27 protein-coding genes and 2 pseudogenes are annotated in these 23,845 nt (G+C 29.5%); 22 read left to right on the plus strand and 7 right to left on the minus strand.

Annotated elements, in window-relative coordinates; translation table 11 throughout:
• The first annotated feature begins 202 nt into the window (after nt 1-202).
• The 8 genes and pseudogenes from NSS86_RS05155 to NSS86_RS05190 all read left to right on the plus strand — a co-directional run bounded on the left by NSS86_RS05155 (nt 203) and on the right by NSS86_RS05190 (nt 4,257).
• Nucleotides 203-427 carry a hypothetical protein gene (locus tag NSS86_RS05155; protein WP_001795785.1) on the plus strand — a complete coding sequence of 75 codons (225 nt, stop codon included), beginning with the start codon at nt 203-205 and terminating at the stop codon, nt 425-427.
• Nucleotides 428-720: 293 nt separating this feature from the next.
• The gene (locus NSS86_RS05160) at nt 721-927 is read left to right on the plus strand and encodes a hypothetical protein (RefSeq protein WP_001002340.1); all 207 of its coding nucleotides are present in this window, start codon (nt 721-723) and stop codon (nt 925-927) included.
• A 699-nt stretch (nt 928-1,626) separates the two neighbouring features.
• The gene (locus tag NSS86_RS05165) at nt 1,627-1,737 is read left to right on the plus strand and encodes a hypothetical protein (protein WP_001788716.1); all 111 of its coding nucleotides are present in this window, start codon (nt 1,627-1,629) and stop codon (nt 1,735-1,737) included.
• 423 nt (nt 1,738-2,160) lie between these two features.
• Entirely contained in the window at nt 2,161-2,346 is a 186-nt protein-coding gene (locus NSS86_RS05170; RefSeq protein WP_000006110.1) for a hypothetical protein, read from the plus strand.
• Between the two features lie 510 nt (nt 2,347-2,856).
• Nucleotides 2,857-2,961, plus strand: a complete 105-nt coding sequence (locus NSS86_RS05175) for a hypothetical protein (protein ID WP_000477492.1) — start codon at nt 2,857-2,859, stop codon at nt 2,959-2,961.
• Nucleotides 2,962-3,088: 127 nt separating this feature from the next.
• Nucleotides 3,089-3,340 (plus strand): hypothetical protein, encoded by a 252-nt coding sequence (locus NSS86_RS05180; RefSeq protein ID WP_000956747.1) that lies wholly within the window; start codon nt 3,089-3,091, stop codon nt 3,338-3,340.
• A gap of 75 nt (nt 3,341-3,415) precedes the next feature.
• Nucleotides 3,416-4,056: pseudogene (locus NSS86_RS05185) on the plus strand (polymorphic toxin type 50 domain-containing protein); the annotation flags it as partial.
• Between the two features lie 6 nt (nt 4,057-4,062).
• The gene (locus NSS86_RS05190; RefSeq protein WP_001053372.1) at nt 4,063-4,257 is read left to right on the plus strand and encodes a hypothetical protein; all 195 of its coding nucleotides are present in this window, start codon (nt 4,063-4,065) and stop codon (nt 4,255-4,257) included.
• 543 nt (nt 4,258-4,800) lie between these two features.
• Here the strand turns inward: NSS86_RS05190 and NSS86_RS05195 are convergent.
• The gene (locus NSS86_RS05195) at nt 4,801-5,826 is read right to left on the minus strand and encodes a low specificity L-threonine aldolase (RefSeq protein WP_000622700.1); all 1,026 of its coding nucleotides are present in this window, start codon (nt 5,824-5,826) and stop codon (nt 4,801-4,803) included.
• Between the two features lie 269 nt (nt 5,827-6,095).
• Between NSS86_RS05195 and NSS86_RS05200 the strand changes: the two genes are divergently transcribed.
• The 6 genes from NSS86_RS05200 to NSS86_RS05225 all read left to right on the plus strand — a co-directional run bounded on the left by NSS86_RS05200 (nt 6,096) and on the right by NSS86_RS05225 (nt 11,308).
• Complete coding sequence (locus tag NSS86_RS05200) at nt 6,096-6,293, plus strand: hypothetical protein (protein WP_000435068.1); 198 nt, start codon at nt 6,096-6,098, stop codon at nt 6,291-6,293.
• Between the two features lie 56 nt (nt 6,294-6,349).
• A complete protein-coding gene (gene cls / locus NSS86_RS05205) occupies nt 6,350-7,831 on the plus strand; it encodes a cardiolipin synthase (protein WP_001270816.1) in 1,482 nt (493 codons plus the stop codon).
• 174 nt (nt 7,832-8,005) lie between these two features.
• A complete protein-coding gene (locus NSS86_RS05210; RefSeq protein ID WP_000593436.1) occupies nt 8,006-8,914 on the plus strand; it encodes an ABC transporter ATP-binding protein in 909 nt (302 codons plus the stop codon).
• Nucleotides 8,883-9,614, plus strand: coding sequence for an ABC transporter permease (locus NSS86_RS05215; protein WP_000603970.1), 732 nt, complete (start codon nt 8,883-8,885; stop codon nt 9,612-9,614). The genes NSS86_RS05210 and NSS86_RS05215 overlap by 32 nt, the downstream gene beginning before the upstream one ends.
• Nucleotides 9,615-9,617: 3 nt before the next feature.
• Nucleotides 9,618-10,709: a sensor histidine kinase gene (locus NSS86_RS05220; protein ID WP_000670307.1), complete on the plus strand. Its 1,092-nt coding sequence runs from the start codon at nt 9,618-9,620 to the stop codon at nt 10,707-10,709.
• Nucleotides 10,706-11,308, plus strand: coding sequence for a response regulator (locus NSS86_RS05225; RefSeq protein WP_000202390.1), 603 nt, complete (start codon nt 10,706-10,708; stop codon nt 11,306-11,308). The genes NSS86_RS05220 and NSS86_RS05225 overlap by 4 nt, the downstream gene beginning before the upstream one ends.
• A gap of 112 nt (nt 11,309-11,420) precedes the next feature.
• On the opposite strand, the gene NSS86_RS05230 is transcribed toward NSS86_RS05225, so the two are convergent.
• A complete protein-coding gene (locus tag NSS86_RS05230) occupies nt 11,421-11,609 on the minus strand; it encodes a hypothetical protein (RefSeq protein ID WP_001027143.1) in 189 nt (62 codons plus the stop codon).
• Nucleotides 11,610-11,747: 138 nt separating this feature from the next.
• On the opposite strand from NSS86_RS05230, the gene NSS86_RS05235 reads away from it, so the two are divergent.
• Nucleotides 11,748-12,281: a thermonuclease family protein gene (locus NSS86_RS05235; protein WP_000841351.1), complete on the plus strand. Its 534-nt coding sequence runs from the start codon at nt 11,748-11,750 to the stop codon at nt 12,279-12,281.
• A gap of 144 nt (nt 12,282-12,425) precedes the next feature.
• Here NSS86_RS05235 and NSS86_RS05240 read toward each other — a convergent pair whose 3' ends face one another.
• Nucleotides 12,426-13,280 (minus strand): hypothetical protein, encoded by an 855-nt coding sequence (locus tag NSS86_RS05240; protein ID WP_000011826.1) that lies wholly within the window; start codon nt 13,278-13,280, stop codon nt 12,426-12,428.
• Between the two features lie 330 nt (nt 13,281-13,610).
• Here NSS86_RS05240 and NSS86_RS05245 point away from each other — a divergent pair, with 330 nt between their 5' ends.
• The gene (locus NSS86_RS05245) at nt 13,611-14,186 is read left to right on the plus strand and encodes a hypothetical protein (RefSeq protein WP_001803470.1); all 576 of its coding nucleotides are present in this window, start codon (nt 13,611-13,613) and stop codon (nt 14,184-14,186) included.
• A gap of 53 nt (nt 14,187-14,239) precedes the next feature.
• On the opposite strand, the gene NSS86_RS05250 is transcribed toward NSS86_RS05245, so the two are convergent.
• Nucleotides 14,240-15,622, minus strand: coding sequence for an aspartate kinase (locus tag NSS86_RS05250; RefSeq protein ID WP_000868645.1), 1,383 nt, complete (start codon nt 15,620-15,622; stop codon nt 14,240-14,242).
• 190 nt (nt 15,623-15,812) lie between these two features.
• On the opposite strand from NSS86_RS05250, the gene NSS86_RS05255 reads away from it, so the two are divergent.
• The 6 genes and pseudogenes from NSS86_RS05255 to NSS86_RS05280 form a co-directional block, all read left to right on the plus strand.
• Nucleotides 15,813-17,093, plus strand: a complete 1,281-nt coding sequence (locus NSS86_RS05255) for a homoserine dehydrogenase (protein ID WP_000735864.1) — start codon at nt 15,813-15,815, stop codon at nt 17,091-17,093.
• Between the two features lie 5 nt (nt 17,094-17,098).
• Nucleotides 17,099-18,160 carry a threonine synthase gene (thrC, locus tag NSS86_RS05260; RefSeq protein WP_001255461.1) on the plus strand — a complete coding sequence of 354 codons (1,062 nt, stop codon included), beginning with the start codon at nt 17,099-17,101 and terminating at the stop codon, nt 18,158-18,160.
• Nucleotide 18,161: 1 nt separating this feature from the next.
• Nucleotides 18,162-19,076: a homoserine kinase gene (gene thrB, locus NSS86_RS05265; protein ID WP_000073180.1), complete on the plus strand. Its 915-nt coding sequence runs from the start codon at nt 18,162-18,164 to the stop codon at nt 19,074-19,076.
• Between the two features lie 57 nt (nt 19,077-19,133).
• Entirely contained in the window at nt 19,134-19,937 is an 804-nt protein-coding gene (locus tag NSS86_RS05270; protein ID WP_000186309.1) for a Cof-type HAD-IIB family hydrolase, read from the plus strand.
• Nucleotides 19,938-20,297: 360 nt separating this feature from the next.
• Nucleotides 20,298-21,617, plus strand: coding sequence for an ISL3-like element IS1181 family transposase (locus NSS86_RS05275; protein WP_001557163.1), 1,320 nt, complete (start codon nt 20,298-20,300; stop codon nt 21,615-21,617).
• Nucleotides 21,618-21,619: 2 nt separating this feature from the next.
• Nucleotides 21,620-21,691: pseudogene (locus tag NSS86_RS05280) on the plus strand (hypothetical protein); the annotation flags it as partial.
• Between the two features lie 58 nt (nt 21,692-21,749).
• On the opposite strand, the gene NSS86_RS05285 reads toward NSS86_RS05280, so the two are convergent.
• The 3 genes from NSS86_RS05285 to NSS86_RS05295 form a co-directional block, all read right to left on the minus strand.
• Nucleotides 21,750-22,064, minus strand: coding sequence for a hypothetical protein (locus NSS86_RS05285; protein ID WP_000580201.1), 315 nt, complete (start codon nt 22,062-22,064; stop codon nt 21,750-21,752).
• Nucleotides 22,039-22,143, minus strand: coding sequence for a hypothetical protein (locus NSS86_RS05290; RefSeq protein WP_001791963.1), 105 nt, complete (start codon nt 22,141-22,143; stop codon nt 22,039-22,041). Before NSS86_RS05290 ends, NSS86_RS05285 begins: the two co-directional genes overlap by 26 nt.
• Before the next feature lie 138 nt (nt 22,144-22,281).
• Nucleotides 22,282-23,736, minus strand: a complete 1,455-nt coding sequence (locus NSS86_RS05295) for an amino acid permease (protein ID WP_000389956.1) — start codon at nt 23,734-23,736, stop codon at nt 22,282-22,284.
• Between the last annotated feature and the right edge of the window lie 109 nt (nt 23,737-23,845).

The raw sequence follows: 23,845 nt of genomic DNA on the forward strand, positions 1-23,845 counted from the left end.
CGAGCTTAATAATTCAAGTACTTAATTTTATCAAATCGTTCTTTTAAAAAGGTAAAGGGCAAAAGACCTTTACCACATTAAATAGGGAGGTGGTATTTATGACAAGAGAATTAAGGAAAAAATTAACTCTCTATCTTAACATTGCAACTTTAATATTATTTATTATTAATTTAACTAGAAAAAAATAAATTATTCTTTCATTTTGACAAAAATTATGAACCAGTTTAAAGAAATTTATAATACAATAGAAAAATTACTAAATGATAAATCAATATCTAATTATAGAATTAATCAAGACACTGGTGTTTCTTATGGTGGTATAAGTGAATTAAGAAGCGGGAAAAGAAAAGTGAATAATTTAACTTTAGAAACAGCGGAAAAACTCTATAATTACCAAAAACAATTAGAAATAATGATTGAATATTAAAATAAGGCCATATCTTTTGAAATATCATGGAGTGAGCCTTTTAAATCATCTAATTTTAAAGTATATTAAATATGGATAGCTTAATGTGAATATAAATAAAAAATTATCAAATAATATAATATAGAATATATGAAGACAAGAAATTTTATAAATATATAATAAAAAACCAATACTATTAGGTATTAGTTTATGAATTAACAAGTTTGGCAACTACAAAGAAACAATGTATTGCTAAACGTAGTTACTGCATTAGGATTATTATAATTATAAATAGAAAGAGAGCGTGATTAAAAATGAATGAGATTGAAACTATTATAAGTGAAATAGAAAAGTTATTAACTAACAATACACCATATAGTATTTCAAAAAATTCAGGTGTACCACGTCAAACAGTTACAGATTTAAAGGTAGGTAAAACTAAAATAAAAGAAGCTAAATTTAAAACGATAATCAAGTTATATGAATATCAAAGAACATTAGAAAATAAAACAGAATGTTAACAAAAATATTTTGTTAGGTTAGGTGGACAAGAAATTAAATTTCTAATGATTTCATGGTTGTCTGTCCACGTTTTGTCCACCTCAATAAGATAATCTCTTAGTTTTAGAAATTGTACATGGTTAAATAATCAAAAATGCATATTATGAAATTATCATTGCCATTAAATCTTGAATAATCTTTAAGTGATGATATTAAAGGCTGAACACAGTAAATAAGTTAATTTTAATGCAGTATTCTATATTATACATATTTTGTAATAATGTTTGTGCGAATTATTTTTTATTGACAATTTTTTATATTAAATTGTGTAATTGGCATATATGATGATTTGTGATAATTATATTGTAATATAGCATTTGGTTTATGATTCCAAAATTAATAGATTTGAAAAGTATACTTTATTTCATGAAAGTTTTTGGTACATTTATTTGAAAATGTTTTTATTACAAAGTTACATGGCTAAATGTTTCTTAACAAAATTAATTTTTCGAGTGTAAAGAATCGTGTGGTAAACATAATTTATATAGATTATAAGGAGGTGAAAATGGTCGAGGAAGTTAAAACGATAAAATAGTTTGAATCTTTTGATTTCAATTCTGGTAGGACTATTGAATTTGCAATCTAATAAGAATGTGAGGTTTGATTTAATATGAAGTCATATTCTTTGAATAAAATATTACTTTCTCACCATTAGTAAAATGAAGATGACTATTAAAGTGCGAAAAACAAATAAAAAAGAGAAAATAGAATTTTTAATAGGGACGTTTATAATTATTTTAGTAATATTAGGGTTCAAAATTATGAAATAAATGTATAGTATTTGAGAAGGCTATATGACTCCGGAAAAATTAAAGTCTAAAGATATCTCAATATCTAAAATCTAAAAGACTACTGGAGTTAGTAGTTTGAATATTGAAAGACTCTAATCTAATAAAAATACATAAAAGGTTTAACTTTAGAAGTGGTTGTAAACTTCAATGAATATTAAACATTGAAGTTTAGTAAAAGGCGTAAGGTATAAAAGCAATCGTTTGTCTTTGACAAAGTAATTGATGATGAAAAGTCGTTAATATGTTGAAAGAAAAATTGATAATATGAAATTTAACTATTATGAAGTGATGATAGCCATTAATGAATAGAAAAATAATAAAATCATTTATAAATAAAAACTACGTTGAGTTCACAGATTTCGAAAAAAGCAGTAAAAATTGTACAGATATGGAGATGAAAAAATGTCAGAATACAAGAAAAAGATAATTGAATTAATTGAAAGTAATTTAACAGGATATGAAATTTCTAAAAAAACTGGAGTTTCTCAATATGTACTTTCACAATTAAGACAGGGCAAACGCGAAGTAGATAATCTAACCCTGAATACAACAGAAAAATTATATGAATATGCCAATAAAGTTTTGTAATATAACTACTGTATAAATTAATCAAGCTATGTTTATTTGATTTAACTATTAATAAAAATCATATGGTAAATGGATATTATAATGATTAAAATACAAAAATAGTACATTCCAATTTGTGAAAAAGGAGTATGTCGTTTCATTTAGAATTTATTACACTAAATTAGCATCGAATAAGGGAAAATGAGTGTTAAGTTTTAAATGATAAAATAGATTGGAATGGATCGTCTTGAAATGCTCCCTTCAAAGTTTTCATTTTTTCAATGTCTACTTCGAAGGGGCATTTCCATTATATTGTTATAGCTTTTTATATTTGTATAATGAACATATAAGTTTAAGAAGATGAGAGTGAAGGAAATAAAAAAGCTCAAATGTACCAAATTGTTAATCTTAATAAATCTCTACTTTATAAAGATTGAATGGACATTCGAGCGTTAATCAGTCAGGAGGGAATTTCACTCCTACAATTTAATAATAATACTTGCTTCAACACTGTACAAGGAGTGATTTGTTATGTTCAAAGTGAATTATTCGATTTTAAGTTATTATCCAGAATATAATATCGCAGTAAGTTGGCAACGTTTAAGAGAAGGAAAAACAATAAAAAACAAGATTTAATACTGCTGCGTCATGAGGCGCTTGAACATTATTTGATGAATAAGTATAATTTCAACTATGATTATGCATATAAAATTGTATCAAAAAATACGATTATTCAATTTTTATAAAAAAGAAGGTGGATTAAATGCTTACATTAATAAAATTGAAAGAAGATGAACAGGTTATAATATATGAATATATACCTGAAGATGATATAAGTAACGGTAAAGGTTCAGTAACTTTTAATAAAAAAGATGCAGAGGTTATAGATTTCTCATTATCTGAAATAGAAAATGAAGAATATTTTATGTTATATCGTAATAAGTCTTTTTCTGTAGTAAGAGACTTTATCGAGAAGCAAGAATTTCCCGAAAATTATAAAATAGCATGGTATTAAAGCATCCTTTCTACACAGATAAAGAGAAAGCGATGCTATTTTTATATGCTTTTTTCATTATTCGTTGAAAAAGAAGAGTCACAAAAGTTAACATATTTAAAAGAACTTGGTGAAGATGACGAATATAAATATGTTGCCAAAATAGATAGTAAAACATCTAAATTATGTCATTCACTCAACGGAAAAATATTTATAGTTAAAGATATGATACCAGGTGTGAATGCGCCACCTATGCATCCTTGGTGTAGAAGTACCACAGTGCCACATGTTGGCAATTGGTGAGACAAGTTCATTAAAGAGCGTGAAGGTAAGTATCAAGTAGAAGTAAAAGAAGCAAAATTACAAGAAAAAGCTAAAAAAGAAATGCTTGATATGATAAGTAATGGTAAAATAAAGATGCAATTGAATAATGAAAAACAACAGCGTCATATTTTAAACACAAATGAATATAATAACAAGAAAAATAATTCATCTTTCTTACCCAGTTATATTACAATAGATTCTAATGAAATTGAAAAGGTGACTAAAAAAGAATTTATTGATTTTCCAGTTTTGTTTGATGATGAAGGGAATTTCAGAAAAAAACAAGTTATAGATTACAAAAAGATAATAGGTAAATCTTATGTGAATGGTAAATATATGTTGAAACGAAATTAGGTAAAGTTCATTATTCTAAAACTGGTTTTCATGTAGTTCCGTATATTGAAAAGGAGTGATTAAATATGAATTTACAGTCATACATAGGCAAATTAGTCAAATTAACGCTTACTAATAATAAAATATTAATTGGAAAAGTGATAGACTTTGATGATAAAGTTGATAATTTTGATGGTTATAATTCGATAGAAATTGATACAGGTAGAATTACATATGATATATCAGAAAATAAAATTAAAACTATTGTTTTACAAAAATAGCATCCTTTCTACACAGATAAAGAGAAAGCGGTGCTATTTTTTGCACTTTTATAACAACTAAGGATACAAGACATATACCTTCAACAATATCCTCATTTAAACCTATCGATTTCCTAAGCTCAATTTTAAACACAAAGTTTATTTGAAATGATGCACACCTATAAAAATCTTAATCATCGAAAAGTCACAAACATCTCCATATTAAAAACTTAAATAGTGCATTTCATTTAAACTAAACATAGATATTCTTACAAATATATACTTAGTAATTCGATTGTTAATACATCACTTTCATAAAATAACTATAACCATCATAATACTTCTCAAATCTCGTCAAATTAAAGTAAATACAGCACAAATTAACATTTTTAAATATATAAAATAAAACAAGATACTCAATAATCTGTAGTATCTTGTTTTGGAATAATGTAATTTTATATCATCAACGGCTTCAAATGAGTAGTTTCATATAAATCAATAAACACAACTACTCAACTGATCTTAATTAATAAATGATTTGTCAGATGACACATAACAGCATTATTAGATTAATTCTAATAGTTTGTTTAAATTTTCTTCGGTTGTCGCCCAGCTGGTTGCGAATCTAACAACACGATGTTGATCATCGTATTTTTCCCAAACAGCAAATTTAACTTTTTGTTCTAACTCTGCTATTTTCTCGTTACTTAAAATAAAAAATTGTTGATTGGTTGGAGAATCAAAGTAAAGACGATAGCCTTTATTTTTAAACCCGTCTTTCATCTTATTTGCCATTTCGATAGCATGTCTGCTTATATTAAAATATAAATTGTCCGTAAATAATTCTAAAAATTGTATGCCTGTTAACCGTCCTTTTGCTAAAAGGGCACCGTGATGTTTGATTCGAGTGGTAAATTGTTTCGGTTCATTATTTTTCGTAAAAACAATGGCTTCCCCGCATAATGCACCTATCTTCGTACCACCTATATAAAATACATCACAATATTTAGCGATGTCTTTAATAGTCATATCTGATTGATCACTCATCAATCCATACCCTAATCGTGCACCATCCATAAATAATGGAAGCTGATATTGCTTACATACTTTGCATAACTCTTCCAATTCTGATTTAGAGTATAAAGTGCCATATTCTGTAGGATGAGAAATATATACCATTCCTGGGAATACCATATGGTCCTTTTTAAAATCACTTTTAAATGTCTCCATGTAAGTTTCAACATCTGAAGCACTAACTTTTCCTTCCTTAGAGGGTATAGTAATTACTTTATGTCCACTATATTCAATTGCACCACCCTCATGCACAGCAACATGACCAGTGTCTGCTGAAATGACCCCTTCGTAACTTTCTAACATTGAATTAATAACAACCTGATTGGTTTGTGTTCCACCTACTAAAAAACGAATTGTAGCATTTGGACAATCAATTGTATCTTTAATCTTTTCAATTGCCTGAGCTGTGAATTGATCAAAGCCATATCCCGAAGCTTGTACAAGATTTGTATCTACTAATCGTTTTAATACTTTTTCATGAGCACCTTCTAAATAATCATTTTCAAATGAGATCACTACATTTCCCCCTAAAACTAATATCAGCATTTTAATATGATAAACTAATTTCAAAACTAGTTCGATATTTAAAATGTATTGTGAATTGTTAAAGTTTGTATCGCATTATCGCGAAGTTGAATAAATATATTATACATCAAACAATACATTAAGAAAATTAATTAATTTTTAATCATAGCGACTTTTCATGCTGGAACACATATATTAATGATTGAATTTTACTGTTAAAAGTTCTATGATTTAGGAAATAGAGAAAAGAGGGGATTTAAATGGAACAAATTAAACTTAAAACTTTTACAGCTGAGACTTTAGAGTTATTAGAAAAAAACATTAATGCTTTTTTAAGTTCTGAAGAAGCTACAAATTTAAAATTAGTAAATATTACTATTAAAGAAATAGAAGAAAGAACATTCCCAAATAATGAAGAAGAATTCAATGCAATTTTAACTTTATCTGTGAATAAATAATATGATGTGAAAGGTGCAAAATGTTTTTTGTGCCTTTCTTTATAGGAGAAAAGACTATGCGATATACATTTTCAAATGATTTAGGAACACTTTTTACCATTATTTTAGCCATTGGATTCATCATTAATTTAGTATTGGCTTTTATTATTATCTTTTTAGAAAGAAATAGACGTACAGCGAGTTCAACTTGGGCATGGCTATTTGTACTTTTTGTCTTACCATTGATTGGTTTTATTCTTTACTTGTTTTTTGGTAGAACCGTTTCGGCACGTAAATTGAATAAAAACAATGGTAACGTGTTAACGGATTTCGATGGACTTTTAAAACAACAAATAGAAAGCTTTGATAAAGGTAATTATGGTACTGATAACAAACAAGTTCAAAAACATCATGATTTAGTACGTATGCTTTTGATGGATCAAGATGGTTTTTTAACTGAAAATAATAAAGTTGATCATTTCATTGATGGAAATGATTTATATGATCAAGTTTTAAAAGATATTAAAAATGCAAAAGAATATATCCATTTAGAGTACTATACTTTCGCTTTAGATGGTTTAGGTAAAAGAATTTTACATGCTTTAGAAGAAAAATTGAAACAAGGTCTAGAAGTAAAAATATTATATGATGATGTTGGATCTAAAAATGTTAAGATGGCAAATTTTGATCACTTTAAATCATTAGGTGGCGAAGTTGAAGCATTTTTTGCTTCTAAATTACCCTTATTAAATTTCCGTATGAATAACAGAAATCATAGAAAAATCATCGTAATCGATGGTCAACTAGGTTATGTCGGAGGATTTAACATTGGTGATGAATATCTAGGATTAGGTAAACTAGGGTATTGGAGAGATACGCATTTACGTATACAAGGGGATGCGGTTGATGCACTGCAGTTGCGATTTATTTTAGACTGGAATTCGCAAGCGCACCGTCCACAGTTTGAATATGATGTTAAGTATTTCCCTAAAAAGAACGGACCATTGGGCAATTCACCAATTCAAATAGCTGCAAGTGGCCCAGCTAGTGACTGGCATCAAATTGAATATGGTTATACAAAAATGATTATGAGCGCTAAGAAGTCGGTATATTTGCAATCGCCTTATTTCATTCCGGATAACTCATATATAAATGCCATTAAAATTGCAGCTAAATCAGGTGTAGATGTTCATCTAATGATTCCATGTAAGCCAGATCATCCTTTAGTTTATTGGGCGACATTTTCAAATGCCTCTGACTTATTATCAAGTGGTGTTAAAATTTATACGTATGAAAATGGATTTATACATTCTAAAATGTGCTTAATTGATGATGAAATCGTATCAGTGGGCACAGCAAATATGGACTTTAGAAGTTTTGAATTAAATTTTGAAGTAAATGCCTTTGTATATGATGAAAATCTTGCTAAGGATTTAAGGGTGGCTTATGAACATGATATTACAAAATCAAAACAACTAACCAAAGAATCATATGCCAATAGACCGCTGTCTGTTAAATTCAAAGAATCGTTAGCAAAATTAGTTTCGCCAATTTTATAATTTATTTGTAAGGAGTCTCGATTATAGAGGCTCTTTTTATTTTGCCCAAAATTAAAATAACGATAAATATATTATGTAAACCTAATAATGACATTTGTCATTTCAAATCTATGACAAAGTGTTCTATTTTAAATCTAATAAATTTACTAATATTAAATTAAGAAAAAAATAGAGGTGATTAAATTGATTCAAATATCTAATATCAACAAGTCATTTAATAAAAGATGTGTTCTAAAAAATATTTCGTTCGATATTGAACAAGGTAAATGTATCGCTTTAATTGGAAAAAATGGTGCTGGAAAGTCAACGTTAATTGATATATTAATTGGTAATGTTAATGCTAATTCTGGTGAGATATTTGATAAAGACAAGTTATTACAAAGTGAAAATCGCAGTATAATGTTCCAAAAAACGATGTTTCCAGATCAATTAAAAGTTATTGAGATTATCAACTTATATCAATCATTTTACGAAAATCCATTACCATTGGAAGAAATAATAGAACTGACGAAATTTGATTCTAGTCAACTGAACCAATTTGTAAATAAACTTTCTGGTGGTCAACAACGATTACTCGATTTTGTATTATCTTTAATCGGACAACCACAATTGATCTTATTAGATGAACCAACATCGACTATGGATATAGAAATTAGAGAATATTTTTGGTCAATTATTGAAAATTTAAAAGAAGATAATCGAACGATACTCTATACATCGCACTATATTGAAGAAGTCGAACGTATGTCAGACAAAATTATTCTCATTGAAAATGGAGAAATAATACTTAATGATTCAACGTCACATATTAGAACCAATCAGCAATCTCAGATTACGTTATCCGATGAATATATAAGAAAGTTAAAACTAGATAAAGATGATTTAGTTATTCAAAAAAATCATAATGGCACTATCAAAATTATTACTTCAAATGTAAATGATACGATTTTATATCTTCAACAACTTCATATTAATTTGGATGATATTGAAATACAAAAAGTCTCAATTGTTGATTCATACTTCAACAATAAAAAGCAAAGGGGATCTAATTATGATACTAAGTTACTTGAAAATCGAATTTAAAGTTATAATGCGTAAAAAAACAACATTAATATTATCTATTTTATTTCCTGTGATATTCTATATATTATTTACTTCGATATTGGAATTGCCGGAAGATGTTAAACCTAAATTTTATAAAGAGTATATGTATAGTATGACGGTTTATAGTTTGTTAAGTTTTAGTTTACTAACTTTTCCATTAGATATTATTAATGAAAAACAAAATGAATGGCGCCAAAGATTAATGGTAACACCATTTACTTTTACTAGTTATTATATTTCAAAAGTAGTGAAAACTATGCTGCAATTTGCAATAGCGATATTAGTTATTTTTATGGTTGGACATTTTTATAAAGGTGTTGCAATGAGTGCAGTTCAATGGTTAGAGTCAGGAATATTTTTATGGTTAGGTGCGTCTCTATTAATAACTTTTGGCATATTATTTTCTTTGTTAAATGATATTCAAAAAACAAGTGCTTTAGCTAATATCGTAACAATTGGTTTAGCAGTATTAGGTGGATTGTGGTTTCCGATAAACACATTTCCAAATTGGCTTCAACATGTTGCTCATGTTTTACCGAGCTATCATTTGCGTAAACTAGGTGTAGATATTGCTTCAAATCATCATATCAATTTAATATCATTTGCTATAATACTCTTGTATGTTTTAGGGAGTATAATAGCAGTATATTGTATTAGTCATTTTAAAAGGGCGGAATAAAATATGAAATTTTTAAAAGATACTTCAATTGCTGAAATATCGTCTATACTTTATCTGATTTTTCCTATTGCCGGTATATTTTTTAATGAAGTATATGGTCCCAAATGGTTGTATATTATATCAGTCATTGTCTTTTCGTTGTCGTATCTTATATTAGTTATAGTAAATAATAGACTTAATACATTAATGTTTTACATTTTGTTGATTATTCATTATTTTATTATTTGTTATTTTGTTTTCAGTGTACATCCAATGCTAAGTTTGTTTTTCTTTTATAGTGCTTTTGCCGTTCCATTTACTTTTAAAAATAATGTTAAAAAAACGGCAACTAATCTTTTCATACTAACAATGATTATATGTACAATAATAACGTACTTATTGTATAACAACTATTTTGTTGCAATGATGGTTTATTATGTCGTTATATCGTTAATAATGCTAGATAATTTTAAAAAAATGAAAAACCGTGAATATCAAAAAGAAATAGCAGAAAAAAATAGACATATTAATACATTAATTGCTGAACAAGAGCGACATAGAATTGGTCAAGACTTACATGATACGTTAGGGCATGTGTTTGCAAGTTTATCATTAAAATCAGAATTAGCTTATAAACTAATAGATACTGATGTAGAAAAAGTAAAAGCTGAATTATTAGCAATTAATAAATTATCTCGTGAATCATTGAACAAAGTTCGAGAAATTATTGATGATGTAAAATTACCATCATTTATTGAAGAGATTGATAGTATACGTAAAGTTTTAAAAGATGCTGATATTGATTTTACATTTGAAAATAAAGAATTAGCGCAAGTATTAAGTCCTACTAAACAATCTATGTTAGTTATGATTACGCGTGAAGCGATAAATAATGTTATTAAACATGCAAATGCTTCAAAAGTTCATGGTAAATTAAAAACTGTAAACAATCATAAATTACTGCTTATGATTGAAGATGATGGCAAAGGTATCGATAGTGATTGTGAGGTGAAAAGTATTTCACAGCGTGTACAACATTTAAATGGAACTTTAGCAGTCGACTCAACAAATGGAACTAAAATAATCATTGAAATCTCAACAGGAGGAATAGCATGACATCTTTAATTATTGCAGAAGATCAAAATATGTTACGACAGGCAATGGTTCAATTAATTAAACTACATGGTGATTTTGAAATTTTAGCAGATACTGATAATGGTCTCGATGCAATGAAACTTATTGAAGAATATAATCCTAACGTTGTTATTTTAGATATAGAAATGCCAGGCATGACTGGACTTGAAGTTTTAGCGGAAATTAGAAAAAAGCATTTGAATATTAAAGTGATTATTGTAACAACTTTTAAAAGACCGGGATACTTTGAAAAAGCAGTTGTGAATGATGTGGATGCATATGTTTTAAAAGAACGTTCTATAGAAGAATTGGTGGAAACCATTAATAAAGTAAATAACGGAGAGAAAGAATATAGCGCCACATTGATGACTTCATTTTTTGTAGATAAAAACCCATTAACGCCCAAAGAACAAATTGTATTAAGGGAAATTGGCAATGGTTTAAGTAGTAAAGAAATAAGTGAAAAATTATTTTTGACAGATGGAACAGTTAGAAATTATACATCTGTTATAATTGATAAATTATTTGCAGATAATCGTTTTGATGCTTGGAAAAAGGCAAATGAAAAAGGCTGGATCTAAATACAAACAAAAAAGTATTGAGTGTTTTGATTTAAGAGACTTGGAAAGTGAGTCAATAATCAAAATCTTACTCAATACTTTTATTTTGGTACTCGCAATTTAGATTTGTTAACTAATTTTTTCGCTTATTATAAAACGAAACAATCAAGTAAACGATAAAGCCTACAAAGATACCCAATAAAATAGATAGTACTGCCGTCACTATTAATGGTAATTTGAAAAATATTTGTAGGAAAATACCAATGATAATTGCGATAATTACTGCAATTAATGTGACTGTATTTTCATTTGAAATGTTCATTTATTTTCACTCCTTAACAATAACATTATATCATGCTATAGCTTTCCAAAATATTGAAATATGTAGATATGGCTATTGACGATATTTCTTAACTTTTATATGATTAATCGGAATGAAAAAAGAGAAGTAGGTGGCAATATGAAGTCAAATAAATCGCTTGCTATGATTGTGGTAGCCATCATTATTGTAGGTGTATTAGCATTTCAATTTATGAATCATACGGGTCCTTTCAAAAAGGGGACGAATCATGAAACTGTACAAGATTTAAATGGTAAAGATAAAGTACATGTTCAAAGAGTTGTGGATGGTGATACATTTATTGCAAATCAAAATGGTAAAGAAATTAAAGTTAGGCTTATAGGGGTTGATACGCCAGAAACGGTGAAACCGAATACGCCTGTACAACCATTTGGCAAAGAAGCATCAAATTATAGTAAGAAGACATTAACAAATCAAGATGTTTATTTAGAATATGATAAAGAAAAACAAGATCGCTATGGTAGAACATTGGCGTATGTATGGATAAGTAAAGATCGTATGTACAATAAGGAATTAGTGGAAAAGGGACTTGCTAGAGAGAAGTATTTTTCACCAAATGGCAAATATAGAAATGTATTTATAGAAGCACAAAATAAAGCTAAACAACAGAAATTAAATATTTGGAGTAAATAATTAAATAGGTGATTATATATATTAAAGTAAAATATACTTGAAGCATCGATTTATTATTACCATAACTTTATATATAAAGAAATAATTTAAAGGCATAATAACCATAGTGCGTATCGAGCGTAATGGATTATTATGCCTTTGATTTTACTTGAATATAGCTGTGATTTGATCAACCTGTTCTTTATTTAAAGGGTGTTTAGATAGCTCTATGGCTTCGCTAATAATACGTCGTAATGAAGATTTTGTTGAAACGGTATCAACATATTTATCTCTTTCTTCAGAACCTTGAATGATATTAACTGTACCATCACTAAAGTAAATAACACCGGTACTTTGGACTTTAAAGTTAAAGTTTTGTTCAATATGATCCTTTAATGCTTTAGCATTATTTGCTGCTAATTGATATGGATCATAATCATAAAAATCATAAATAACACGATTTGGTTGAACTGTTTCTGTAAAAGTATAGATAGACTTTCTTGATGAATTAAACTGATCATGATATTGCTGGCTAATGTAATGACCGACAACTTTTTCAATATTACTATTGCTCATTTCTGTATCATGCTCATCAGGTACATCAAAGTGATAAAATGTTTTTTCACCCCAACTTTTTACATCAACGTTTATTAAACCGATATCTGAAACAATGATAAAATCAAATGAACGTGCATACTCGAAAAACGGATGTTTAGTAGCTAAATTGCTTGTAACGATAATATCGTAATATTTTAATTTACCATTTTCGAGATAGCTATCTAAAATCTTGCGTAATTCTCTTTTAGCATTTTTGTATGCATGGTGTCCAACATCATTATTAGAACTCAGCATTTGACTTCTTAATTCAGCATTTTCTGCACTTAATGCTTTATTCTTTTTAATAAGTTGCTTTCTTGCATAAACTTCGGTATCTATTTTACTATTACTATACCTTTGATTTAAAACTAATATACCAATTAATGCTACAATGATAATGATAAGTACAACATAAAAAGACATTTTTTCACCAATCCTTTTTGACTTCTTTAACTTTGTATACAATAATAATTAATAAAGATTAATTGTTATTCAATTTCCCACATTTTTATTAGTTGATTTTAGTTCATCATTGTTATAATCAAATTATAAACTGACAGATATTGATGTTCAATGAATATGACGTGAAAGATTCGTGAATTCAAGTTTATGTCGAATTTATGTTATAACGGTCATTTAAATGACAGAATTAGGTCACTCATAGTATTTTGAAGATTGAATTCATTAATTTTAAAATGTATAATGATATTTGTGAAAGCGCTTGCTTAGGAGGTGTATTTGAGAGTGAATGAAATGAATGCTAAAGAACAATTAGTGGACAATTTAATGAAAACATCATCGCAATTATTTAAATTTCACGGTGAAGTTGCCATGCAGCTTTTCTTAAATGATGAATTAAAATTACCTTCTATTGTTGAAATATGCGTGGAACGTAAGCGTTTAAGTGATATTGTGAAAGTTATTCCGCAATCATATGCGTTACTATACATAGATAAGCAAGATCAAGCAATAGCTAAAGAAGATTTATCACTTTCAAAAATTGCAAAAGTTTATGTGCAATATGATGATACAACAATAATGAGTATTTTCGTTTATGATGTAGTAAACGATGAATGGATTTTTAGATTGGATCCGAATATACGTATACCTAAGAGTAACATATACTTCCATAGTTTAAATTGGGATGTGGATTATATTAAACCGGAGATCGTTCTAATGTATGATCTAATGCAACACCATCAGTATCATCATTATTCCAATTATAAACGAGTCATAGATGCATTAAGCTACTATCAATTTTTTATTTTAAAATTTGTAGTAGGTGAGCAACGTATTAAGGATGCAATCCAGAGAACAATAAATAATTAAGAAAAAGCAATTCATAACGCAGTTGAATACATGTGTTACGAATTGCTTTTATATTAGTTTTTATCACACAAGTTTTTTAATGCAACCCCGTGATAGCAAAACTCATATGTAGATAATACAGCTTTTTCAGCATCATCTACATGAATTCCAAACATCATCGAGATTTCCGAAGCACCTTGGTTAATCATTTTTAAGTTAATTTTTGATTCAGCTAAGGCATGTGTAATTTTATTTGCAGTACCGATGACTTTATTCATACCTTCGCCGACAATCATTAATATTGCTAAATCATGCTCAATACTTAGCTCATCAACATCACATTTTTGACGAATTTCATTTAATACTTTTGTTTCTTTATTTTGAATTTGTTTTGAACGCATAACGATACTGATAGTATCAATACCTGAAGGCATATGATCAAATGAAATATTATTATCCTCTAAGACACCTAATATCTTTCTAGTAAAGCCGACTTGTCTATTCATTAAATACTTTTTGATATTAATGACAGTAAAATCTTTATCACAACTTATACCGCTAATCACATTTTTCGCATTTATTTCTCTATCATGCACTATAAATGTACCCTTATCTTGAGGGCGGTTCGTATTTTTAATCACCACAGGGATGCGATCTTTATAAAGTGGTTGTAAGGCTTCATCATGGAAAACACTAAAACCAGCATAAGATAATTCACGCATTTCTCGATAAGTGATTTCTTCGATTAATTCAGGATCTTTGATGATATTTGGATTAGCTTTATAAATACCAGACACATCGGTGAAATTTTCATAAATTGTGGCTCTAACACCACTTGATATGATGGCGCCAGTTATATCTGATCCGCCACGTGGAAATGTAACTATATATCCTTCATGAGATACGCCAAAAAATCCTGGGATAATTAGTTTTTCATCATAATCTCTTAATTTTTTAATTTCAGAGTAAGCACTATCTAATATTTGTGCTTCTTGTGGGACGTCAGTAACAAAAATACCCGCTTCCTTCGGTGATATATATTTTGTTGGTATACCTTGACTATTATTATATAAAGCTATCAATTGCGCATTAAAATCTTCACCACAAGAAAGTAATGCATCTAATAGTCTCTTTGGTTCATTTTTTAATTGATTAATATAATGTTCCAAAGTCACATCTATCGTCCGTAAAATACTTTCATCCATTTGCAATTCTTTTACAATATCATCATAACGCTGAATAATTTCTCTTTTTTTATCATGATAATCAAGATGATTAATGACCTTTTCATATAATCTGATTAACAAATCAGTTGTTTTAATATCATTATCATGTCTTTTACCTGGAGCAGAAACGATAACAATCTTTCGCTCTGGATCAGAATTAACAATATTTAAAACCTTTTTAATTTGAGTAGCATTGGAGACGGAGCTACCACCGAATTTGGAAACTTTCATAGTGCATGCCAACCTTTCTAAAAAATCAGAAAATTGTATTCAGTTTTGTAAGTAAGAATGATATTATGTATTTATATTTTGAATATTACGAACTTTACAAAAATAAAGAATAATTCTATACTATACTATCATCTAGTGTTTTTCAATAATACATTTGTTTTTCTCAAAAGCACAAACGGAGGTACATAAAATGAAAAAATTAAATATAGCATTATTAGGATTAGGTACTGTCGGATCTGGTGTTGTTAAAATCATCGAAGAGAACCGACAGCAAATTCAAGATACATTAAATAAAGATATTGTCATAAAGCATATTCTTGTTCGAGATAAATCTAAAAAGAGACCGCTAAATATTAGCCAATATCATTTAACTGAAGATGTTAATGAAATTTTAAATGATGATTCATTAGATATTATCGTTGAAGTCATGGGAGGAATTGAACCAACTGTAGATTGGTTAAGAACAGCACTTAAAAATAAAAAACATGTTATTACCGCAAATAAAGATTTATTAGCAGTACATCTTAAACTTTTAGAAGATTTAGCAGAAGAAAATGGTGTAGCTTTAAAGTTTGAAGCGAGTGTAGCAGGTGGTATTCCGATCGTAAATGCCATAAATAATGGTTTGAATGCGAATAATATTTCAAAATTTATGGGAATTTTAAATGGTACCTCTAATTTTATTTTATCTAAAATGACTAAAGAGCAAACGACATTTGAGGAAGCACTTGATGAAGCGAAAAGACTTGGTTTTGCTGAAGCGGATCCAACTGATGATGTAGAAGGGGTAGATGCAGCGCGTAAAGTTGTCATTACATCATATTTATCATTTAACCAAGTCATTAAATTAAACGACGTTAAACGAAGAGGAATTAGTGGCGTAACTTTAACTGATATTAATGTAGCCGATCAACTGGGGTATAAAATTAAATTGATTGGTAAGGGAATATATGAAAATGGCAAAGTTAATGCATCGGTAGAACCAACGTTAATTGATAAAAAGCATCAATTAGCAGCTGTAGAGGATGAATATAACGCGATTTATGTTATTGGTGATGCCGTTGGTGACACGATGTTTTATGGAAAAGGAGCAGGCAGTTTAGCAACAGGTAGTGCCGTTGTCAGTGATTTATTGAATGTAGCATTATTCTTTGAATCAGATTTACACACATTGCCACCACATTTTGAATTAAAGACAGATAAAACAAGGGAAATGATGGATTCAGATGCAGAAATTAATATTAAAGAAAAATCCAATTTCTTTGTAGTAGTGAATCATGTCAAAGGTTCAATTGAAAATTTTGAAAATGAGTTAAAGGCAATATTACCATTTCACCGATCATTAAGAGTTGCAAATTACGATAATCAATCATATGCCGCTGTTATAGTTGGATTGGAATCATCACCGGAAGAATTAATCACTAAGCATGGATACGAAGTTGACAAAGTATACCCAGTAGAAGGAGTTTAATTATAATGAGAAGATGGCAAGGATTAGTAGAAGAGTTTAAAGCACATTTACCAGTAAATGAAAATACACCAAAATTAACATTGAACGAGGGAAATACACCACTCATTCATTGTGAAAATATGTCTAAAATACTAGGTATAGATTTATATGTGAAGTATGAAGGTGCCAATCCGACAGGTTCATTTAAAGATCGCGGTATGGTAATGGCTGTGACAAAAGCAAAAGAGCAAGGTAAGAAAATTGTAATATGCGCTTCGACTGGAAATACATCAGCGTCTGCAGCAGCATATGCAGCGAGAGCAGGTTTAAAAGCTATCGTCGTAATACCAGAAGGTAAAATTGCATTAGGTAAATTGTCGCAAGCAGTAATGTATGGTGCAGAAATCGTTTCTATTGAAGGAAACTTTGATGAAGCTTTAGAAATTGTAAAAGAAATTGCAAAAAGTGGCGAAATAGAGCTTGTAAACTCTGTCAATCCATTTAGAATCGAAGGGCAAAAGACAGGCTCATTTGAAATTGTACAACAATTAGACGGTGAAGCACCTGATATTTTAGCGATTCCTGTAGGTAATGCAGGTAATATTACTGCATATTGGAAAGGCTTTAAAGAATATCATGAAGCTAAAGGATCACAATTGCCGAAAATGTTTGGCTTCCAAGCTGAAGGCGCATCACCAATTGTTCAAAATAAAGTCATTAAAAATCCTGAAACGATTGCAACTGCTATTCGAATTGGTAATCCTGCTAGTTGGGATAAGGCGACTAATGCTCTTAAAGAATCAAATGGATTAATAGATAGTGTTACTGATGATGAAATTCTAGAAGCATATCAGTTAATGACAACTAAAGAAGGTGTCTTTAGTGAACCAGCAAGTAATGCTTCTATTGCAGGTTTAATTAAATTGCATAGACAAGGTAAATTACCTCAAGGTAAAAAAGTAGTTGCTATTTTAACTGGTAATGGATTAAAAGATCCTGATACTGCTATTTCACTACTAGATAATCCGATAAAGCCATTGCAAAATGATAAAGATAGCATTATCGATTATATTAAAGGAGCTTTATAACATGTCGAATGTTTTGGAGTTAACAATTCCTGCATCAACAGCCAACCTTGGAGTTGGCTTTGATTCTATAGGTATGGCTTTAGATAAATTTTTGCATCTGTCTGTAAAGGAAACATCAGGGACAAAATGGGAATATATTTTCCATGATGATGCATCTAAGCAATTGCCTACTGACGAAACAAACTTTATTTATCATGTAGCACAACAAGTTGCTTCTAAATATAGTGTTGACTTGCCTATTTTATGTATCGAAATGAGAAGTGATATTCCATTGGCAAGAGGGTTAGGTTCGTCAGCTTCTGCTTTAGTAGGAGCTATATATATCGCAAATTATTTTGGTGATATCCAACTGTCTAAACATGAGGTATTACAATTAGCGACTGAAATCGAAGGACATCCTGATAATGTTGCGCCGACCATTTATGGTGGTTTAATCGCTGGATTTTATAATGATGTCTCGAAAGAAACGTCAGTTGCACATATCGACATACCAGACGTGGATGTGATTGTAACGATACCAACTTATGAACTAAAAACAGAAGCATCAAGACGTGCTTTACCACAAAAATTAACACATAGTGAAGCGGTAAAAAGTAGTGCAATTAGTAATACAATGATTTGTGCATTAGCACAGCACAATTATGAATTAGCAGGTAAACTCATGCAACAAGATGGCTTTCATGAACCGTATCGTCAGCATTTAATTGCTGAATTTGATGAAGTGAAAACAATTGCTAGTCAACATAATGCCTATGCAACTGTAATTAGTGGTGCTGGACCAACTATTTTAATATTTAGTCGTAAAGAAAATAGTGGGGAATTGGTTCGCTCTTTAAATAGTCAGGTAGTATCATGCCATTCTGAATTGGTCGATATTAATATCAGTGGTGTTAAAGAACGAATTGTATACCAATAGACGCTTTATATTGTAAAATAGTATTAAATGCAGAATAGAGAGGAGATTTAATGCGATATGACAAATTATAAAGTTGTCGTTTTAGATATGGATGACACATTGCTAAATTCAGATAATGTGATATCAGAAGAAACTGCAAATTATTTAACAGCAATTCAAGATGAAGGTTATTATGTTGTTTTAGCATCTGGTAGACCTACTGAAGGTATGATTCCAACTGCTAGAGATTTAAAATTACCTGAACATCATAGCTATATTATTAGTTATAACGGTAGTAAAACGATTAACATGACTAATGAAGAAGTAGAAGTAAGTAAATCGATTGGTAAGCAAGATTTCGATGAAATTGTAGATTATTGTCGAGACAGAGGCTTTTTCGTTCTTACATATCATGATGGTCAAATTATTTACGACAGCGAACATGAGTATATGAATATTGAAGCAGAATTAACAGGTTTACCGATGAAACGTGTTGATGATATCAAAGCGTATATTCAAGGCGATGTACCCAAGGTCATGGGTGTAGATTATGTAGCGAATATTACAGAAGCTAGAATTGATTTGAATGGTGTGTTCAATGATAATGTAGATGCTACGACAAGTAAGCCATTCTTCTTAGAATTTATGGCCAAAGATGTTTCAAAAGGTAATGCAATTAAAGCGTTATGTCACAAATTGGGATATTCGGTGGATCAAGTCATTGCTTTTGGTGATAGTATGAATGATAAATCAATGTTTGAAGTCGCAGGTCTAGCTATTGCTATGGGGAATGCATCAGATGAACTTAAGCAATATGCAGATGAAGTTACGTTGGACCATAATGAAAATGGTATTCCACATGCGCTCAAAAAATTGTTATAAATTTTAAAATAAGCCTTAACACATGATATTTGAATAAGATATCTTGTGGTTAAGGCTTTTTATTTATGTGAAAATGACTTCAGTTATACTATGGAGGATTTGAAATACATATTTTAGATTAGTAATGATATCAAACGAATAGAGTAAATGTATATTTTTTGAATAAATCAAGTATTAACTAGTCACGGAAGGTAGGTAAATAAATTTGATCATTCTGAATAATAACGAATGCATTAAAAAAGGTTCTTCATCTTTTATGGTGGGAAGGTAAAACTTCCTGCTTTTTTTAATACACAAAAAGCGCAATTGCCTCTATAATTTAAAGTGACCAAACCCAAACTAAAGGAGACAAGTGCGCCTATGTGTAATGATACCTTAGAATTACTAAGAATAAAAGATGAAAATATAAAATATATAAACCAAGAAATTGACGTCATTATCAAAGGAAAAAAAGCAACAGTGGTTAATGCTGTACTAACGTATAAGCCTTCGGCCTGTTATTGTTGTGGAGTTAAAAATGAAGGACAAATTCATAAACATGGTAAGCGTGTTTCTCGTATTACTTTACTTAAAACTCAAGGGTATAACACATACCTCAACTTAGCTAAACAACGTTTTAAATGCTTAGAATGCAATGGCACTTTTACTGCTAAAACGTCAATTGTTGATGAGTCGTGTTTTATCTCAAGATGTGTTACTCAAAAAGTTATAGAAGAAGCTACTAAAGTTAAAACAGAGATTGATACTGCAGAAGATAACTGTATCTCTCCATCTACTGTAAGTCGTATTAGAACTAAAGCGGCTAATTCATTACGAATTAAACCGTTTAATTGTTTGCCAGAACACATCGCTATGGATGAATTTAAAAGCGTTAAAAATGTAACTGGATCAATGAGTTTCATTTTTATAGATAATGATACTCATGATGTTATAGATATTTTAGAAAATAGAACTACAAGATTCTTGCGTGCCTATTTCGAGCGATTCGATTTAAAAAATCGACAACAAGTTAAGACGGTTACTATTGACATGTATGAACCCTATGTCCGATTATTTCGCGACCTATTTCCTAATGCAGCTATTATTTTTGACAGATTCCATATCGTTCAACATTTAAATAGGGAACTTAATAAGTATCGTGTACAAGTTATGAATGAATACCGTAATAAAAAAGGACCTAATTATACAATTTTTAAGAATAACTGGAAAGTTCTATTGATGGATACTAGTAAAACCATATTTAGTAAATACAGATGGAATAAATCTTTTAAGGCTTATAAACGCTCATCTGACATTGTAGAATTCATGCTTTCAAAAGACGATATACTACGACGCTCCTACGAACTTGTCCAAGGATTAAGAAAAGATCTAAGGTTATGTAATTGGCCTAAATTTATTAATCGTTTAAATTCAGTTAGTAAAAAGTCTGTGAGTAAAGGTGTATGGAAAGTGGTTAAATATTATAGAAAACATCAAAGGATGTTAAGAAATACAATTTATTACCCAGCATTTAATAATGGTGCTATAGAAGGAATTAATAATAAGATAAAATTAATCAAGCGAATTTCTTTTGGTTACAGAAATTTCAACAACTTTAAAGCACGTATAATGATGATTTTCAGCTTATACAAAGGAGAAAAAAAGAAGACAACCAAGCCCAATAATGGACTGGCCGCCTAATAATAAAAACTCTAAAAGTTGTAATTTAAAATAGTTCTTTAAATTATATACCCACCACATTTGGTGGAGAACCTTAAAAAATGCAGTGACAATCTAACATTAATTGTTAAAATCACTGCAAGCATCTTGATTTTATTTAGCTGTTTGTGTCCAGTCATGCTTACCTCTGAAACGTTTTACATGAGCATATATTTGGTCAGCAGTATAATCTAAATTTGTATAAACTGTAATACTGAACGCTGATTGGTTTTCAGCAAATGATTCTTCGGAAAATAATTCCTTTAAGTGCGTAAATAAATCATTCATTTGTTTATGGTTTAAACCGGGATATTCCCTTAAAGTTCTCTTTAATAATTGTCCGTTCTTTTCTTCTAATGCTTGAACTACAATAACAAATCTTTCATCTTGCTTTAGTACATCATCAAATAAATTTGTTTGTCCAATCATTGAATTTCACCCCTGAAAAGTTATTGTTATCTATATTATACACGATATGCAAAATTTCTAAAATAAAGAATGGTAACATGGTAATAATAAAATATAAACAGAATACTAGTTAATACACTTTATACTAGAAAAAGATATTAAAGTATATCTGCTTTACACCATTAAAAAGCGGCAAATGCTATAGATAATCTAAAGCATCTGCCGTGTAAGAATTTATTTATTTTTGATTGTCATAATCGTGTGGTTTTAAATTAATTGTTTCTAGCTTTACAAATTTTGTTTTGTGAATGATTTTATGAATAAAGTAAATCAACGCTAGAATGATTAAAGGTAAAAAGTTTTTAAAAGCATTTAACCATTGATCTTTTAAAATATATTCAACTGAGCCACCAAATAGCAAGAATAATAGTGTAGTGATGACAATGATTGGTCCTAATGGATAAAAAGGTGCTTTATATGGTAGGACCTTATTAGGGTCTTGACCTTGTTTTTTAATAGCTTGTCGCAATCGTATTTGTGACCAAATGCTTGATCCCCAAACAACTATAATCATTGAACCAATAATTTCAAGTAAATTAAAAACGGCATTTGAATTAAAGTTTGCATAAATAATAACAATAACAACGACTGCATAAGTAGTTAATAATGCTCTTAAAGGTAACTTAGTTGTCTTGTTTAATTTACTTAAAAATTGGGGTGCTTTTTTGTCTGAACTTAAGGAATACAACATTCTGCCTGTTGTATAAACACCTGAATTTGCAGCGGATAATAATGAAGTTAAAATAACCGCGTTGATTACTGATGCTGCAAAGGCTATGCCTACTCTATCGAATACAATTGTAAATGGGCTTTGACTTATTGAACTACTTGCTCTTAATAATGATGGATCTGTGTACGGAATAATTGCACCAATTACTGCAATTGATAAGACATAGAATAAAAGAATACGCCAAAATACTTGTTTAATTGCCTTAGGCATAGACTTTTTAGGGTCATCTGATTCACCAGCAGTTACTGCTACTACTTCTGTACCACCAACCGAAAATCCGGCGACTAATAATACGCCTAAGAAACCAGAGATACCACCAACAAACGGTGCTTGGCCTTTTGTATAGTTTTCAAATCCATATGTATGACCACCTAAGATACCGAAAATCATTAAAAAGCCAAAAATAACGAATACGATAATTGTTAACACTTTAATCAATGATAACCAAAACTCAGTTTCTCCAAATGATTTTACAGAAAAAATGTTTAATAATAGTAAAATTGTAATAAAGATTAAGCTCCAAGTAATGGGGTGGAAAAATTTAAATGTGTCCCAGAAATAAAGCACATTTGACGCTACTATGACATCAACACTTGTAACTAATGACCACAATGCCCAATACAACCATCCCATGGTAAAGCCAAGAGATGAGTCAATAAAGCGTGTTGAATAAGAGCTGAATGAACCTGATACTGGATAAAATGTTGCCAACTCTCCAATTGATGACATTAAGAAATATAGCATGACACCAATAACAAGATAAGCGAGTATAGCGCCTCCAGGACCAGCTTGAGAAATGATATTACCAGTAGCTACAAATAGACCAGTCCCAATTGCACCACCTATAGCAATCATGGAAATGTGTCTTGAGTTAAGACTACGGTTCATTTTATTATCTTCCATATTTAGTCTCCCATCTATTTAAATATACCCATTATTGTAAGCTTTTTAAGTGTACTATTCAATAACTATTTAGTACTGTAAAGCGAAAAAATTAAAATTTTCTGATTTT

Source organism: Staphylococcus sp. FSL W8-0056, assembly GCF_037963075.1.
Lineage (GTDB): Bacteria > Bacillota > Bacilli > Staphylococcales > Staphylococcaceae > Staphylococcus > Staphylococcus aureus.

Coding starts and splice junctions, on each gene's coding strand:
- NSS86_RS05160 (WP_001002340.1), top strand. CDS start 721: ATGAATGAGATTGAAACTATTATAAGTGAAATAGAAAAGTTATTAACT.
- NSS86_RS05165 (WP_001788716.1), top strand. CDS start 1,627: ATGAAGATGACTATTAAAGTGCGAAAAACAAATAAAAAAGAGAAAATA.
- NSS86_RS05170 (WP_000006110.1), top strand. CDS start 2,161: ATGTCAGAATACAAGAAAAAGATAATTGAATTAATTGAAAGTAATTTA.
- NSS86_RS05175 (WP_000477492.1), top strand. CDS start 2,857: ATGTTCAAAGTGAATTATTCGATTTTAAGTTATTATCCAGAATATAAT.
- NSS86_RS05180 (WP_000956747.1), top strand. CDS start 3,089: ATGCTTACATTAATAAAATTGAAAGAAGATGAACAGGTTATAATATAT.
- NSS86_RS05190 (WP_001053372.1), top strand. CDS start 4,063: ATGAATTTACAGTCATACATAGGCAAATTAGTCAAATTAACGCTTACT.
- NSS86_RS05200 (WP_000435068.1), top strand. CDS start 6,096: ATGGAACAAATTAAACTTAAAACTTTTACAGCTGAGACTTTAGAGTTA.
- cls (WP_001270816.1), top strand. CDS start 6,350: ATGCGATATACATTTTCAAATGATTTAGGAACACTTTTTACCATTATT.
- NSS86_RS05215 (WP_000603970.1), top strand. CDS start 8,883: ATGATACTAAGTTACTTGAAAATCGAATTTAAAGTTATAATGCGTAAA.
- NSS86_RS05220 (WP_000670307.1), top strand. CDS start 9,618: ATGAAATTTTTAAAAGATACTTCAATTGCTGAAATATCGTCTATACTT.
- NSS86_RS05225 (WP_000202390.1), top strand. CDS start 10,706: ATGACATCTTTAATTATTGCAGAAGATCAAAATATGTTACGACAGGCA.
- NSS86_RS05230 (WP_001027143.1), bottom strand. CDS start 11,609: ATGAACATTTCAAATGAAAATACAGTCACATTAATTGCAGTAATTATC.
- NSS86_RS05235 (WP_000841351.1), top strand. CDS start 11,748: ATGAAGTCAAATAAATCGCTTGCTATGATTGTGGTAGCCATCATTATT.
- NSS86_RS05240 (WP_000011826.1), bottom strand. CDS start 13,280: ATGTCTTTTTATGTTGTACTTATCATTATCATTGTAGCATTAATTGGT.
- NSS86_RS05245 (WP_001803470.1), top strand. CDS start 13,611: ATGAATGCTAAAGAACAATTAGTGGACAATTTAATGAAAACATCATCG.
- NSS86_RS05250 (WP_000868645.1), bottom strand. CDS start 15,622: ATGAAAGTTTCCAAATTCGGTGGTAGCTCCGTCTCCAATGCTACTCAA.
- NSS86_RS05255 (WP_000735864.1), top strand. CDS start 15,813: ATGAAAAAATTAAATATAGCATTATTAGGATTAGGTACTGTCGGATCT.
- thrC (WP_001255461.1), top strand. CDS start 17,099: ATGAGAAGATGGCAAGGATTAGTAGAAGAGTTTAAAGCACATTTACCA.
- thrB (WP_000073180.1), top strand. CDS start 18,162: ATGTCGAATGTTTTGGAGTTAACAATTCCTGCATCAACAGCCAACCTT.
- NSS86_RS05270 (WP_000186309.1), top strand. CDS start 19,134: ATGACAAATTATAAAGTTGTCGTTTTAGATATGGATGACACATTGCTA.
- NSS86_RS05275 (WP_001557163.1), top strand. CDS start 20,298: ATGTGTAATGATACCTTAGAATTACTAAGAATAAAAGATGAAAATATA.
- NSS86_RS05285 (WP_000580201.1), bottom strand. CDS start 22,064: ATGATTGGACAAACAAATTTATTTGATGATGTACTAAAGCAAGATGAA.
- NSS86_RS05290 (WP_001791963.1), bottom strand. CDS start 22,143: ATGTTACCATTCTTTATTTTAGAAATTTTGCATATCGTGTATAATATA.
- NSS86_RS05295 (WP_000389956.1), bottom strand. CDS start 23,736: ATGGAAGATAATAAAATGAACCGTAGTCTTAACTCAAGACACATTTCC.